The sequence below is a fragment of the Shewanella electrodiphila genome (assembly GCF_023283985.1).
Classification (GTDB): Bacteria; Pseudomonadota; Gammaproteobacteria; order Enterobacterales; family Shewanellaceae; genus Shewanella; species Shewanella electrodiphila.
The window spans coordinates 490,567-505,069 of sequence record NZ_JAKIKU010000001.1 but is presented as its reverse complement, the minus strand read 5'-3'; the positions used below and the strand labels follow the sequence as shown (position 1 = coordinate 505,069).

The 14,503-nt window shown below is 39.1% G+C and carries 13 protein-coding genes; all 13 read right to left on the bottom strand.

The genetic code is table 11. From position 1 onward, the window contains the following. Window positions 1–225: 225 nt before the first annotated feature. A complete protein-coding gene (gene galU, locus L2737_RS02280; protein WP_248954619.1) occupies window positions 226–1,113 on the bottom strand; it encodes a UTP--glucose-1-phosphate uridylyltransferase GalU in 888 nt (295 codons plus the stop codon). A gap of 48 nt (window positions 1,114–1,161) precedes the next feature. Continuing rightward, entirely contained in the window at window positions 1,162–3,093 is a 1,932-nt protein-coding gene (locus L2737_RS02275; RefSeq protein ID WP_248954618.1) for a polysaccharide biosynthesis protein, read from the bottom strand. Window positions 3,094–3,428: 335 nt separating this feature from the next. Next, window positions 3,429–3,716 carry a hypothetical protein gene (locus L2737_RS02270; RefSeq protein WP_248954617.1) on the bottom strand — a complete coding sequence of 96 codons (288 nt, stop codon included), beginning with the start codon at window positions 3,714–3,716 and terminating at the stop codon, window positions 3,429–3,431. Then, window positions 3,709–4,677: a DHH family phosphoesterase gene (locus L2737_RS02265; RefSeq protein ID WP_248954616.1), complete on the bottom strand. Its 969-nt coding sequence runs from the start codon at window positions 4,675–4,677 to the stop codon at window positions 3,709–3,711. Before L2737_RS02265 ends, L2737_RS02270 begins: the two co-directional genes overlap by 8 nt. A 9-nt stretch (window positions 4,678–4,686) precedes the next feature. Next, complete coding sequence (gene cysC / locus L2737_RS02260; protein ID WP_248954615.1) at window positions 4,687–5,331, bottom strand: adenylyl-sulfate kinase; 645 nt, start codon at window positions 5,329–5,331, stop codon at window positions 4,687–4,689. A gap of 65 nt (window positions 5,332–5,396) precedes the next feature. Beyond that, the gene (locus L2737_RS02255) at window positions 5,397–7,124 is read right to left on the bottom strand and encodes an SLC13 family permease (protein ID WP_248954614.1); all 1,728 of its coding nucleotides are present in this window, start codon (window positions 7,122–7,124) and stop codon (window positions 5,397–5,399) included. A gap of 87 nt (window positions 7,125–7,211) precedes the next feature. Beyond that, on the bottom strand, window positions 7,212–8,618 hold the full coding sequence (gene cysN / locus L2737_RS02250; RefSeq protein WP_248954613.1) for a sulfate adenylyltransferase subunit CysN: 1,407 nt from the start codon (window positions 8,616–8,618) through the stop codon (window positions 7,212–7,214). Window positions 8,619–8,737: 119 nt separating this feature from the next. Further along, window positions 8,738–9,646, bottom strand: a complete 909-nt coding sequence (gene cysD / locus L2737_RS02245) for a sulfate adenylyltransferase subunit CysD (protein ID WP_248954612.1) — start codon at window positions 9,644–9,646, stop codon at window positions 8,738–8,740. Window positions 9,647–9,784: 138 nt separating this feature from the next. Then, complete coding sequence (locus tag L2737_RS02240) at window positions 9,785–10,378, bottom strand: sugar transferase (protein ID WP_248954611.1); 594 nt, start codon at window positions 10,376–10,378, stop codon at window positions 9,785–9,787. Next, complete coding sequence (locus L2737_RS02235) at window positions 10,371–11,534, bottom strand: DegT/DnrJ/EryC1/StrS family aminotransferase (protein ID WP_248954610.1); 1,164 nt, start codon at window positions 11,532–11,534, stop codon at window positions 10,371–10,373. The genes L2737_RS02240 and L2737_RS02235 overlap by 8 nt, the downstream gene beginning before the upstream one ends. Continuing rightward, complete coding sequence (locus L2737_RS02230; RefSeq protein WP_248954609.1) at window positions 11,524–12,150, bottom strand: GNAT family N-acetyltransferase; 627 nt, start codon at window positions 12,148–12,150, stop codon at window positions 11,524–11,526. The genes L2737_RS02235 and L2737_RS02230 overlap by 11 nt, the downstream gene beginning before the upstream one ends. Further along, window positions 12,147–13,361, bottom strand: a complete 1,215-nt coding sequence (locus L2737_RS02225; RefSeq protein WP_248954608.1) for a glycosyltransferase family 4 protein — start codon at window positions 13,359–13,361, stop codon at window positions 12,147–12,149. Before L2737_RS02225 ends, L2737_RS02230 begins: the two co-directional genes overlap by 4 nt. After that, window positions 13,361–14,491: a non-hydrolyzing UDP-N-acetylglucosamine 2-epimerase gene (gene wecB / locus L2737_RS02220; protein WP_248954607.1), complete on the bottom strand. Its 1,131-nt coding sequence runs from the start codon at window positions 14,489–14,491 to the stop codon at window positions 13,361–13,363. The genes L2737_RS02225 and wecB overlap by 1 nt, the downstream gene beginning before the upstream one ends. Between the last annotated feature and the right edge of the window lie 12 nt (window positions 14,492–14,503).

Here is a 14,503-nt window from a genome sequence, read left to right as displayed (position 1 = left end):
TAAAATGCCAATGAGGTACAGGCCAATAGCGTCAAGCATTCGTAACAAGTTCTATCATTTAGATCACTAAATGTTGAAATATAAGCACCTGAAATAAAAGAACCTGAAATGAAAGATCCAATTGTACGCAAATGTTTAAAAGACTTTTATAAAAGCTTGAAAACAAAAAAGGCCTCAAGTTTTCACTTAAGGCCTAGTATTTGTAAATATTTATCGGTTAACTAGCTAAAAGGCATTGATCAAAGTATTAAGTTCAGCTTTAAAGTCTTTACCCAATTTTTTATCACGCAAACCGTATTCAACGAACGCTTTCATGTAACCGAGTTTATCGCCACAATCATGTGATTTACCAGTCATATTGAACGCTTCAACTGTATCTTGTTCAATCAGCATATCAATCGCATCTGTTAACTGGATTTCATCTCCTGCACCTGCTGGCGTTTTGGCTAATAATGCCCAGATTTTTTCAGATAATACATAACGACCAACAACCGCTAAGTTTGACGGCGCACTACCAATAGCTGGTTTTTCTACCATAGCTTTGATTTTAGCTGAATCACCTGGGGCAATTTCTTCTCCATTACAGTCTGCAATACCGTATTTATTCACTTCATTATCAGGTACTGGTGCAACCATAATCTGACTAGCAAAACTGGTATGATAACGTGCCATCATCGCAGCTAAATTGTCAGTCGTTTGATCAGCTGTATATTCATCTAAAATAACGTCGGGCAGTACAACTGCAAAAGGTTCATTACCGATACAAGGTTTTGCACACAATACCGCATGCCCTAGTCCTTTAGCCTCACCTTGACGCACACTAATCACCGAAACATCTTTAGGGCAAATAGATTGTATCTCATCTAAAAGCTGACGCTTAATACGCTTTTCAAGGGTTGATTCAAGCTCGTAAGATTTATCGAAATGGTTTTCAATGGCATTTTTACTAGCATGAGTAACCAGTACAATTTCTTTCACACCAGCAGCAACACATTCATTAACGATATACTGAATAAGTGGCTTATCTACGATAGGCAGCATTTCTTTTGGGATAGCTTTTGTTGCAGGTAACATCCTTGTCCCAAGACCTGCAACGGGAATAACTACTTTCATGAAAACCCCTATTTAAATAGATGACTGAAAAGTAATGATAAAAATATACTAGACTAAATTAATCACATTTTGAACAGTTGGTTTGTTTTTTTCAGTTTGCTGAAATAATAAATCACAAATACCATCAGTAGGAGCAAAACCTGTAGGGGTTTTTAGCAAAATATCTCGAATAGTTTCGTGGTCAAAAGCGTGACAAGCAACATCTAAGCGCTCAAGAATTTTAGAGTATTCAGCCCAAGAAAGATGAACCTCATTGGCCGTCATTATTCTTTCATGCTCGGTACCCGTGACATCATCACCGATCAATAGTTCTTCATAGAGCTTCTCACCAGGGCGTAATCCACTATATTCAATCGCTATTTCGCCTTCGGGGTTAAACTCATCACGGACATCAAAACCACTCAGTCGGATCATTTTACTGGCTAGGTCGACAATTTTGACAGATGCCCCCATATCTAAGACAAATACATCACCGCCTTTACCCATAGCACCAGCCTGAATAACAAGCTGCGAAGCTTCAGGGATGGTCATAAAGAAACGGGTGATTTCTGGGTGAGTCACAGTAACGGGGCCGCCATTAGCAATTTGCGTTCTAAAAAGCGGCACTACTGAGCCTGATGACCCTAAAACATTGCCAAATCGAACCATACAAAAACGAGTTTGATGCTTCTCTTTTGAAAAAGCTTGTAACACAAGTTCTGCCATACGCTTGGTTGTGCCCATAACGTTAGTTGGTCGTACCGCTTTATCTGTTGAAACTAAAACAAAGGTTTCAACTTTGGCTGCAATAGCAGCTCTTGCGGTATACAAGGTGCCAAAAACGTTATTTCGAACTCCTTCAACCACATTAAGCTCTACCAGAGGAACATGCTTATAAGCCGCTGCATGATAAACCGTTTGTACCCCAAAAGATTCCATAATCGCCTGAACACGATTTTCACGTTGAACCGACCCCATCATTGGCAAAATGCGCACATTAAGGCCAAGCTCTTTTGCTGTTGCTGATAATTCTCTTTCAATGGCATAAAGCGAATATTCAGACAGTTCGAATAACACTAATTTTTTTGGTGATTTTTTTAAAATTTGACGACACAGTTCAGAGCCAATAGAACCGCCTGCCCCCGTTACCATAACCACCTTGTCGGTAATATTAGCGGTTAATAAGTCTTGTCTAGGCGCTACTGATTCACGACCTAATAAATCGTCTATTTCAACTTCTTTAATATCACTATACAGTTTATTACCACTCACCAGATCTGCCATAGCTGGGATGGTTAATATCTGAGTTGACAGAGACTCTAAACGATCAAGAATTTCTTTCCTTTTAACTCTAGTTGCACTCGGTATTGCCAGCAGTACTTTCGTTGCTGCTTTTTGCTTGATAAGTTTACGTATGATTGAAGGCGAATGAACATGAACACCTTGTATTACACTGCCATGCAGTGCTTTATCATCGTCCACAAAAGCGTAAGGATAATACTCATGACTTAATACCAGAGAATTCAGTAACTGACGACCACTGACCCCTGCGCCATAAATAATAACAGGCTCACCGTCGCGTTTAACCCCTGAGCCAACTAAAGAGCGAACAAGTGCACGCGTGCCCCCAACAAACACCAAAGCAAATGCGGCATAAATGATAGGAACAGTACGAGGTAAAGTCGCATCGGTAAAATAAGATACAAACACTAAGGTGACTGTTGAAGCGACAACACCGAGTAAAATAGCCGTCAATGCTTGTAAACTCATATAACGCAGCACGGCGCGATATAAACCGAGCTTAGCAAAAGCTAATATGCTGAAAGGTATAATCGTAGCGAGTAAAGCCCAATTGTTTGTATTAAGCAGTACACTAACATCATCAACTCTGACTAATAGCGCTGCCCAAAAAGCAAAACTTAGAAAAACAGTATCAATTGCGATACTTACTAAACGTTTCTGACTACGCTCTAAACGAAACAAACGTTGCAAAAAATCCATTTTCCGCTCCATAAACTTAAAAATCATAGTGTATTACTTCTTTAAATACGAACGCCACACCAATATACCACTAACAATGGTAAAAAGAGTAATGCGTAAAGTTAGCTTAAGGTATTATATTTGACTGTGGTTGATAGCACGAAAAAAAAGCCCCAACTTGTGGACAACTCGATGGTTCGAGTTGGTAAGTGTGACGGTGATAAAAAGCTGATGAGACACTTTATATCGGCTTTTTCTATAATGAGGCAAAAATAATTAGCGCAAGTGCACACAAATCAACACACTAGCGCTAAAATCATAATGATAAGTCTATTCTGCCATAGCGTTAAAAATTATTATTCAAGATAATAAGTCTTAGTTAATATCGCGGCCTTGTTTGCAACTAATAACTCAATTGTCATATCACTTTCGGCCACACTAACCGACCAATAAATGCTCCACCTTTGTATTTCACCCTGAATGATATCAGGAGTCAAAACGGGGAACTCATATTCTGTTAAACCAGCCAGTAGTTCCACACACGATTTAAAAGCTTGCTCATGACCTGTAAACTTGCCTTGTTTTGCGTGCTCAGAGATTACAGCTTTTGCAATCGCATCGACAATTACAACTAACTTACTCATCTATCGCTCTGTAATATTGTTCTGTAGCCAACATAAACTCTCCTAGCTCACCTTTATTCAAAGCATTAATACCTGCAGCTGCAGCGCGGCCACCACCGGTTTCAAACTGACTACAAATATCACCAGCACCTTGCTTATTTGTTAAAGGTGCACGTAAAGAAACTGTATAAGTATCATCCTCATTATCGGTTAATACCGCATGAGCTAAATTGGGGTTTTTATTGGCTAAATAGTTACCATAAACACCACTAATGCGTTTGGCCCAAGCTTCATTGGGTAGCTCAAAGACGGCTAGATTACTACTCTCATGAAGCGCATTTACCGCTTGTGCTTTCGCCATGTCTTGACCATAAGCGGCCTGCAGTTGATAAAAGGGTGAAGCCTTATCTGCTATTGCGTCAAATGGGTTTGGATACGCTTTAAGTGCGGTATATAACGCCGCAGGCTCAAAGTGTAAATCACTGATGCTACTTCCATAACCATTATAATTAATTAAAGTACCAAGCTCATTTAGTTGAGCGGCCTGCTCAGCGGTTAATCCCGCAAGCGAGCATAATTCATCAGCGGCTGCCATCAGGTTATCGCCATAAGCGGCTGCAATAGCCCAATAGTGATATTGACCCTTTAAGTGTTTATCGACAATCAAAGAAGTACATGTATTAGGGTCTAAATCGATATGAGCAGATAAATTGTCACTTTCAGGTATAGCGCCACTACGATGATGGTCGGCATAAAAGACCTTCACCCCAGCGGCTAATAACGGCGTTAAAGCATCGATATTTTTTTCCATTGAAATATCAAGTACGGTCACGTCATCACCAGGCTGAGCAGCTACTTTACGTAGCAATTGAATGTCTCTTTTTACCCCGGTAATTAATGTACTTTCAATCGGGTTTGCAAGACGTAACTGCAATAGTGCGATGATGCCATCTGCATCACCATTAAAAATATCATAGTTCATAAATATGTCTTATTTTGAGGCTAGGTAGCCATGTTCCATTAAGTAAGTAATCACTTGTAAAGCGCACTGCTCGATGTCTTGATCTGCCGTCTTAACATGAATTTCGGCTTTCGTCGGTGCATCGTAAGCGGAGTCAATGCCGGTGAAATGCTTAATTTCACCTGCTCTGGCCTTTTTATATAACCCTTTAGGGTCACGTTGCTCACAAACAGTTAAAGGAGTGTCGATGAAGACTTCAATAAACTCATCCTTCGCTAACAGGCTACGCACCATGTCTCGGTCGGCGTGAAAAGGCGAAATGAAAGCGGTAGATACAATAAGCCCGGCATCGACAAATAACTTAGACACTTCGCCTACTCGTCGAATATTTTCTACTCTGTCCGTATCAGTAAAACTTAAATCACCATTTAGGCCGTGACGGACGTTATCGCCATCCAGTACATAGGTTTTACAGTTAAGGTCATGAAGCATTTTGTCTACTGCATTTGCCACTGTAGATTTACCCGAGCCACTTAACCCTGTAAACCATAATACCGCAGGCTTATGACCGTTCAGCTCAATGCGCTCTGTCCGAGAAACGCTTGCTAAGTGCCAAACAACATCGGTTGATTTCTCACCAAGTACATCGACGTCTTGGTAGGGTGTATTTGACATGATAATTCCTTGTTCAATCTTATAATTCTGATAAATAATATGTTTTTATTGCTTAAGCGTGCCCACTAAAACGGGAAAAATATTGGCACCGCTATCATAACGATTAAGCCGTAAACAATGCTGACGGGTAAACCGACTTTAACAAAGTCTTTTAGCTTATATTGCCCTGCATTAAACACCATTAGGTTAGTTTGATAACCATAAGGGCTAATAAAACTACCACTGGCCGCAAATGCCACGGTCATCACGAAGGGTAAAAAATCCACCCCAAAACCGAGCGCTAAGCTGTAAGCAATAGGAAACATTAACGCTGCAGCGGCGTTATTCGTTACCAGCTCAGTCATTAACCATGTGAGAATATAAACTAAAATAAGCGCTAAATAGGCATGCTCTTTGCCCACACTTTGATTAACAAATCCACCAATTAACTCGACGACCCCCGCATTAACCAGTGCATGGGAAAGTAAAATAGCAGAGGCGACAATGAGCCAAATATCGACAGGTAAACGTCGCATGACTTCATTCACATTAATAGACTGACTAAAGATAAGCAGCCCCAGTAAAATGACTAACCCTTCCAGTAAATCAATCACCCCAAGGGCCGCAAGGGCAATTGAAGCTAAAAAGCCACCGACAGATAACCAGGCTTTCCAGCCGTTAAGGCGTATCTCAGTTTCAACACCGCTCAGTACAATAAAGTTTTTACTTAAATTACGGCGAGACTTAAAATCATCACCGACAGAGAGCACTAAAAAATCACCCGATTGCAGCTCAACATCACCGAGCTTACCAGAGATATTCTCGCCATCCCTGCGAATGGCAACAACGGCCGCATCAAATAATGCTCTAAAGCCCACTTGCTTTAATGTTTTTCTAACAAGAATACTTTCTTGTCTAACGACAACTTCAGTGAGGTTTGAGTCTTTTAAATCATTTTTATGGGCAAATGTTTCAAGTCCTGAAAACTGACTTAATTGCCCTAACTTGGTGATGTCACCACTAAAAATCAGCCGGTCATTTTCTTGTAATACTTCAGTGGGGGCTACAGGGGTAATTAACCGGCCCTCTCTGACTAACTCAACTAAAAATAACGACTCTAAATGACGTAGACCATTCGCCTCTACCGAACGGCCAATGAGTTCTGACTTATCGACGATTTTAGCATCAATAAAATAGCCCTTGCTGCCATCAAGTAATTGTTCATTTTCCGGCAAAAAACGCACGCAAATCGCTAAAACTGCCCCACAACCTGTGACAAGCATTAATCCTATGGCAGTAAAAGAGAAAAAGCCTAATGAATGCCCTTCAGCATCAATAAAAAGACTGTTTACTATCAAATTGGTAGACGTACCAATTAATGTCAATGTGCCGCCTAAAATGGCAGCATAAGATAAGGGCAGTAATAACTTACTGGCAAAATGATGTGGATTATTACGAATTGGAGACAAAAGTGTGGCAACGACGGCGGTATTGTTGAGTAACGCGGAACACATGGTTGTAACGCCAAAGAGCCTTATCAAAGTGGTTTTATAGCCCACCACAATCACTTTTGATGCTATCAGCCTGAGCAAACGGGTTTTTTCTAATGCGAAAGAGCAAATAATTAACAGAATAAGTGTGATTAAACCGGGGTTAGCAATACTCGATAATAATTGCGTTTTTGAGACGAGCCCCAGTGCAACAAGTGATAATAGTGTCAAACCAAAAACGGCTGCAGGACGACTTTGATATTTTAATAAACCGCAAATCGTTAATAGAAAAATACTTATTGTTAAGTATGCATCTGTAGACATAAATAGAAACCAACTTCAACGTGACGAAATCAAAAAAAAGCTGCAAGCTTTCATTCGCATTGCAGCTTTCAGACAAAGCTGAGGTGCTTAGCCTATAGCTTTTGCGCCCCAATGAGGATAATGCTTTCTAACCAGTGCATTAAATTCGATTTCAAATGCTGAGTGTTTTGTGTCAGTGGTTGACGCCTTTCCTTCGATGGCCTTTCTGACCATACCGGCACCAACAGTGACGTTGGTTAAACGGTCAATAATGATAAACGCACCAGTAGTTCGATTAATATCATAAGCATCAAACTGCACATCTTCATTGACAGCAAAGTTACAGCTACCCATTTCATTGAGCTCAAGTTGATGCGCATCAAATGTCTCTAGGGTGTTTATATCCACTTTGTGATTCACATTTTCGACATAGCCATAAACAGATTTACTGCCCATCTTGATTGAATATTCACGGTCAACATGTAATGGCTCTTCTGTCATCCACACCACGTCAGCCTCAAAATGACGGCTTGATGATGGCAGTTCATGTGGACGAACCAGCATATCACCACGGCTGATATCAATTTCATCTTCTAAAGTGATAGTAATTGCCATGCCAATGGTGGCTTTCTCAAGTTCGCCATCAAAGGTCACAATGGATTTAACTTTACTTTCTTTTCCCGAAGGTAAAGTCTTAACCGTATCACCAACGCGGATATCACCAGAAGCAAGCGTGCCGCAAAAACCGCGAAAATCCAGATTGGGACGATTAACGTATTGCACTTGCATGCGAAATGCGTGGGTTTTATCTTTGGCAACCGACACGGTATTTAACAGCTTCATCATGGTTGAACCAGGGTACCAAGTCATATTGGCGCTCTCGTTGACAACATTGTCACCCTTTAATGCTGAAATCGGCACAAAGCGAATATCTTCAAACTGAAGATTTTCAGCAAATTCACGATAATCTTTTTTAATGTTTTGATAAACGCTTTGGTCGTAATCAACCGCATCCATTTTATTAATGGCAATGATTACGTGCTTAATACCCAACTGAGAGCAAATAAAGCTGTGACGACGGGTCTGAACTTGTACGCCGTGCCTTGCATCAATCAAAATAATGGCTAAATCAGCAGTCGAAGCACCTGTAGCCATATTGCGAGTATATTGTTCATGACCTGGGGTATCAGCAATAATGAATTTACGTTGCTCGGTCGCAAAGTAGCGGTAAGCCACATCAATAGTAATACCCTGCTCACGCTCAGACTGCAGGCCATCGACTAATAACGCTAAATCGAACGATTCATCGGTCGTATTAAACCGTTTTGAATCTTTTTCAATGGCCGCCATTTGGTCTTCAAAAATCATTTTGCTATCAAACAACAAACGACCAATGAGGGTCGATTTACCATCATCAACACTGCCACAGGTTAAAATGCGCAGCATATCTTTATTTTCATGAACTTTTAAATAAGCTTCAATATCTGAAGCGATTAAATCGGTATTAGACATCATGTATTCCTTTAACTAACGCGCTGGCCTGAGCATATATTCAACGCCAGCACATTATCACTGTAATGGTTCAAACAATTAGAAGTGCAGCACACTGCACAAAAATGAGGTTGTTAAAAAGCCTAGAAATAACCTTCCATTTTTTTCTTTTCCATTGAACCCGATGAATCATTATCAATCACTCGTCCCTGACGTTCAGATGTTGTACACAACAGCATCTCTTGAATAATCTCAGGTAAGGTTTGCGCTTCCGATTCAACGGCACCAGTGAGTGGATAACAGCCTAATGTTCTAAAACGCACCATTTTATGCTCAATGACTTCGCCTTCTTCAAGCTCCATTCGGTCATCATCAACCATGATTAAGGTGCCATCACGCTCTAATACGGGTCTTTCTGCCGCTAAATAAAGCGATGGAATTTCAATGCCTTCAAGATAAATATATTGCCAGATATCTAATTCAGTCCAATTTGATAATGGGAAAACACGAATGCTCTCGCCTTTATCCACTTTACCGTTATAAATATTCCACAGCTCTGGGCGTTGGTTTTTAGGATCCCATCTATGCTTGCTATCGCGGAATGAATACACACGCTCTTTGGCGCGGGACTTTTCTTCATCACGGCGAGCACCGCCAAAAGCGGCATCAAAGCCATGCATATCGAGCGCTTGCTTTAAGCCTTCAGTTTTCATGATATCAGTGTGCTTAGCACTACCATGAACAAACGGGCTACAGCCCATTTCGATACCGCGTGGGTTTTTATGCACGATTAAGTCAAACTCGTACTTTTCAGCCATTTGATCGCGAAATGCAATCATTTCCTTGAACTTCCAATTGGTATCCACATGCATTAAAGGAAATGGGATTTTACCTGGGTAGAAAGCTTTACGCGCAAGATGCAATAAAACAGATGAATCTTTACCCACAGAATAAAGCATTACGGGATTATCAAATTCTGCAGCAACTTCACGCATAATCTGAATAGATTCTGCTTCTAGCTCTTTCAAATGGCTTAATCTATCTTCATTCATGGTATTTACTCAATTCCTAACTTGTAAAAAATTGCAAGCCTATATTCTATAATGATTTTTTTGATGTGATAAAATTACAATCACTGCACTCATAGAAGGTGTCTTATTTAAATGACACAAGAATATTAAACTTAAACGTTAACGATGTATTATTTTAAAAATAGTTTTAAAAATAATACATACGTCACTATAAATATTATTACCCTTTACATAATCAACATAATATTTCTGCTTGATAGGTAGTATTATATCAATATATGCTTGACGATGATCACTATAACCGGACAAAATCTCATTTTCGTCAACCATTTCAATTGAAGCAAGATCTGTAATTCCTGGTCGTACAGATAATACTTCTTGTTTTATTTCATCAGGATAGAAATCGATAAACTCTTGAACTTCGGGACGAGGACCGACTAAACTCATTTTACCAATAAGCACATCTATCAGTTGAGGCAACTCATCAATTTTTGCCTTTCGGAGAAATTGGCCAGAGCGAGTGACTCTCGAATCCTTCCCGACAGTCAAACGACCTACAGATTCACTATTTACACCCATTGTTCTAAATTTGTGAATTGAAAACGGGACACCAAATCGACCAACTCGTACCTGACGAAAAAAAATTGGCCCATTTGAGTCCAGTTTTATCCAAATAGCAATAAGAATAAAAAGTGGGAATAAAACTAGAAGACCACACAAAGCACAAATGAAATCAAAAGATCTTTTAAGCATTTTTTAACACCTGTGTCACAGCGCTTACAACTCGATGTAAATCATCTACTGTCATTTTAGTATACAAAGGTAAGGTTACTTCTGTTTCAAAAGCTTTTTGAGCGATTGGAAACATATCAGGTGTCAATTTATACGTATCACGCCAGTAAGGGTGTAAATGTAAAGGTATAAAATGCACCGAACAGCCAATACCTATTTCCGCCATTTTTTCAATAAATATATCTCTAGATACAGGCGCTTCTAGTTTAAGTCGAATTGGAAATAGGTGCCAAGCATGTGTATCACCATTTTTGGGGGTAGCAGGTAAATCAATAGGTAAATCTTTTAAGGCTTCTAAATAATACTCTGCCATTTTTTGGCGTTTAGCTTGAAAACCAGTAAGCTTAACTAGTTGATGAATCCCTATTGCAGCTGAGATATCAGGCATATTATATTTATACCCAGGTGCCACCACTTCATAGGCCCACGAAGGTTTGGTTGAAGTATACCTATCAAACGCATCGCGACTAATACCATGCAAACGCATAATTTTACAACGCTTTGCAATTTCTGGATCAGCAGTAACAACCATCCCCCCTTCCCCAGTAGTCATGGTTTTATTAGCGTAAAAACTAAAAACGGTAGCATCACTCTCTAAAGTACCAATAAGCTTCCCATTATAAATAGTCGGTAAAGCATGGGCAGCATCTTCAACGACCTTTATTCTGTGATTTTTAGCAATTCTAATAATTGCCTCCATATCACACGCTAAGCCTGCAAAATGAACTGGCACAACGGCTTTAGTTTTTGTGGTGATAGCATTTTCGAAATGCTCAGCGGTCATGTTGAAAGTTTTTTGATCAACATCAACCATTACGGGAGTAGCGCCCAAGTAACGGACTATTTCAGCTGTAGCTGTAAAAGTATAAGTAGGTACGATTACTTCATCACCAGGACCAACGCCTACTGCTTCAAGGGCAAGGTGTAAACCAGAAGTAGCTGAGTTTACCGAAATAGACTCAATACCATCCACCCCTAAAAATGCTGTAAAATCTTCTTCGAAACGTTTAGCTTTAGGGCCCGTTGTAACCCAGCCTGTACGCAGGGAATCTATGACTTCATTAATTTCTTCTTCACCGATTTCAGGTAAAGCAAAGGGTAGAAAACTATTTGACATTACAGCCTCTTAATTTGATATTTTTGACAAAGCGAAGCATGATTCTGTTACCTGACTGACAAAACTCAGAATCTTGAATATAATTAGATTTTAAATAAAAACTAACGACTCGATCGTTACCAGTTTTATCAGTTATCAAATAGACTTGTTCAAGTTCACTTATTGCTTTCACTTGAGCTTCAAAATCATTTAGTAATGATGTACCTAATGATTTTCCTGAGCAACTTGGATCTACAGCAATACTACTTAATAAAGCTGCACCTCTAAGAGAATCTACCGTATCGCCTTTATAAAAAACTGCATTAAAAAGCTTCTTGATTACAACTGAAGGGTTTAATATTAAACTTGGAAAAGCAGAAATAAGAAAGCCAAACCACTTTACTTTCCTCAATTCTGTAAAAAATATTTCAGGTGCTATAGTACCAGCAGAAAAACCTACTAAATTATTATCGACTATGACAATGCGCAATATGCCATTTTTATTTAGCAGAAAACCTTCATAGAGCATATTAAGAAAACGTTCTCCAAGCGTTGTTAAAAAAAAACCAGGAAAAGCGAACTTATGTACTTTTACAATTTGAGGGATATCATCTAATAAAGCATCACGAATTATCATAACTTATTTACTGCCTTTTTTAGCACATCGTCTAATCTAGAATAACTGACTAGCATAGACATATTTTTTGAATAGAATGCACGAGAATTTTCAGCCATTTCAGGCCACTCTTCACGCCTAGCTAATAATTCCCTTATTGATGCTATGATCGAACTTACATCATCTGGCTCAGCAACAACACCTGCATTTGCCGACTCCAAGATAAAATTAGCTTCCCCTCCGACAGCCATTAAAATAGGTTTCCCCATAGCCAATGAAGATTGAGTTTTAGATGGAATAGTTATACGAAAAAGAGGATCATCACGCAAATGAACAACTAATACATCAGCATCCGATAAAACCTTAAATATTTGACTCGGAGGAACATAATCTTTAATTATTACATTTGAAATTTCTTTTTCTTTGACTAGCTTCTGTAGTTCCTGCTTTTCAACACCTCCACCAATTAAGGTAAAAATAACATCATCTTTACTAAAAGTAGATACAGCATCAATCATTGATGCTAAAGATTGTGCAGCCCCCATATTACCAGCATAAATAAAGTGTGCAGGTTTATGTTTTACGCATGGAACAATGGACTTTTCGGATAAAACCGAATCGATACGGGCCTCTTCAGGACACCAATTATAAACGACTGTAATATTTTCAGCCTTAACTCCCCGCTGGACTAAAGCTTTCTTGTACCCTTCAGATAGAACGATAACTTGCGTAGCATTCTTATAAATGACTTTACACCACCAACCAAGCACTTTAACTATTAAACCACTCTTATTCATCCCAGTGGCAATCAATGCATCTGGCCAAAGATCTTGTACATCAGTTATAAAAGGCACTTTTTTTAACTTATTCATTATCAAACCAATCAGTCCAGTTGTTGACTGAGGATGATATGCATAAACCAAGTCTATATTTTTTCGATTTAATGCAGTAAATAAAGCCATAAGTGTGAAGGTTATATAAGAAAAGGCTCTTGAAATTTTAGATTTTGAATGTGATATATGAGACCAGAGACGAGTTACTTTGACACCATTATTTGTTTCAGAAGAACAAAACTTGACTTTGTACCCATCAAAAACTTTCCCAGTTGGATAATTAGGGAAAGTTGTAATAACTTCAACATCATGCCCTTGCTCGCGCCAATATTGCATTAAAGCTGAACCTTTAATTGAATACTCTGGGTCATACAGTTGACTGATAAATAAAATGCGCATTAATACTCTTTCCAGACTACTCTCTTAACATAGTCAGTATATGAATGGATGATTCGCACCATTTTATCAGATACATTTGGCATGCTATAATCACTAACAGGACGAAGTAGGCGCTCATTACCGCAAGGTTGCGATTCAAGGACTTGTAATGCTTGCATTACTCGTTCCACTTCAAGGCCAACCATCATAACAGAAGCTTCTTCCATTCCTTCTGGTCGCTCATGAGCCTCTCGCATATTGAGTGCCGCGAAGTTCATAATTGAAGATTCTTCATTAATAGTTCCACTGTCAGACAAAACAGCCTTTGCATATTTTTGCAGATGGTTATAGTCATGAAAACCTAACGGTTTAAGCAGCTTAATATTTTTATGGAATTCTATACCTTGAGCCTCAATACGATTCCGTGTACGAGGGTGAGTAGATACAATTACTGGCAAATCATAATGAGAAGCGACTGTATTTAATGTTTCGGCTAATTTAGCTAACTGCTTAGGTGAGTCTACATTCTCTTCACGGTGGGCACTTACCACAAAAAACTGTCTTTTCTCTAAATTTAATCGACCTAATACATTCGAACTATCAATTTGGGGCATGTAATGATTTAACACCTCAAACATAGGGCTACCAGTTTTAATGACACGATCTGCAGGCAAGCCTTCAGCAAGTAAATAGTCACGTGCAATTGAACTATATGTTAGATTTATATCTGCTGTATGATCTACTATACGTCGATTCGTTTCCTCTGGCACACGTTGGTCAAAACAACGATTACCCGCTTCCATATGAAAAATTGGAACTTTGCGACGTTTAGCTGGGATGGCTGAAAGGCAAGAGTTAGTGTCACCAAGAACAAGCATACAGTCCGGTGTTATTTCTTCTAATGCTTGGTCAACTTTAATAATAACCTGACCAATAGTTTCCGCAGCATTTTTACCTGCGGCATTCAAAAAGTAATCAGGTTTACGTACACCTAAATCATTAAAAAAAACTTCATTTAATTCAAAGTCATAATTCTGACCGGTATGAACCAAGATATGCTCACAGTGTTCATCTAATTTAGCTAAAACTCTAGAAAGACGAATGATTTCAGGTCGAGTACCGACCACTGACATTACTTTTAGTTTTTTCATTTTATTTACTCT

Bases quoted from the DNA above. Each gene is read 5' to 3' on its own strand.
- galU (WP_248954619.1), bottom strand. From the start codon at position 1,113: ATGAAAGTAGTTATTCCCGTTGCAGGTCTTGGGACAAGGATGTTACCT.
- L2737_RS02275 (WP_248954618.1), bottom strand. From the start codon at position 3,093: ATGGATTTTTTGCAACGTTTGTTTCGTTTAGAGCGTAGTCAGAAACGT.
- L2737_RS02270 (WP_248954617.1), bottom strand. From the start codon at position 3,716: ATGAGTAAGTTAGTTGTAATTGTCGATGCGATTGCAAAAGCTGTAATC.
- L2737_RS02265 (WP_248954616.1), bottom strand. From the start codon at position 4,677: ATGAACTATGATATTTTTAATGGTGATGCAGATGGCATCATCGCACTA.
- cysC (WP_248954615.1), bottom strand. From the start codon at position 5,331: ATGTCAAATACACCCTACCAAGACGTCGATGTACTTGGTGAGAAATCA.
- L2737_RS02255 (WP_248954614.1), bottom strand. From the start codon at position 7,124: ATGTCTACAGATGCATACTTAACAATAAGTATTTTTCTATTAACGATT.
- cysN (WP_248954613.1), bottom strand. From the start codon at position 8,618: ATGATGTCTAATACCGATTTAATCGCTTCAGATATTGAAGCTTATTTA.
- cysD (WP_248954612.1), bottom strand. From the start codon at position 9,646: ATGAATGAAGATAGATTAAGCCATTTGAAAGAGCTAGAAGCAGAATCT.
- L2737_RS02240 (WP_248954611.1), bottom strand. From the start codon at position 10,378: ATGCTTAAAAGATCTTTTGATTTCATTTGTGCTTTGTGTGGTCTTCTA.
- L2737_RS02235 (WP_248954610.1), bottom strand. From the start codon at position 11,534: ATGTCAAATAGTTTTCTACCCTTTGCTTTACCTGAAATCGGTGAAGAA.
- L2737_RS02230 (WP_248954609.1), bottom strand. From the start codon at position 12,150: ATGATAATTCGTGATGCTTTATTAGATGATATCCCTCAAATTGTAAAA.
- L2737_RS02225 (WP_248954608.1), bottom strand. From the start codon at position 13,361: ATGCGCATTTTATTTATCAGTCAACTGTATGACCCAGAGTATTCAATT.
- wecB (WP_248954607.1), bottom strand. From the start codon at position 14,491: ATGAAAAAACTAAAAGTAATGTCAGTGGTCGGTACTCGACCTGAAATC.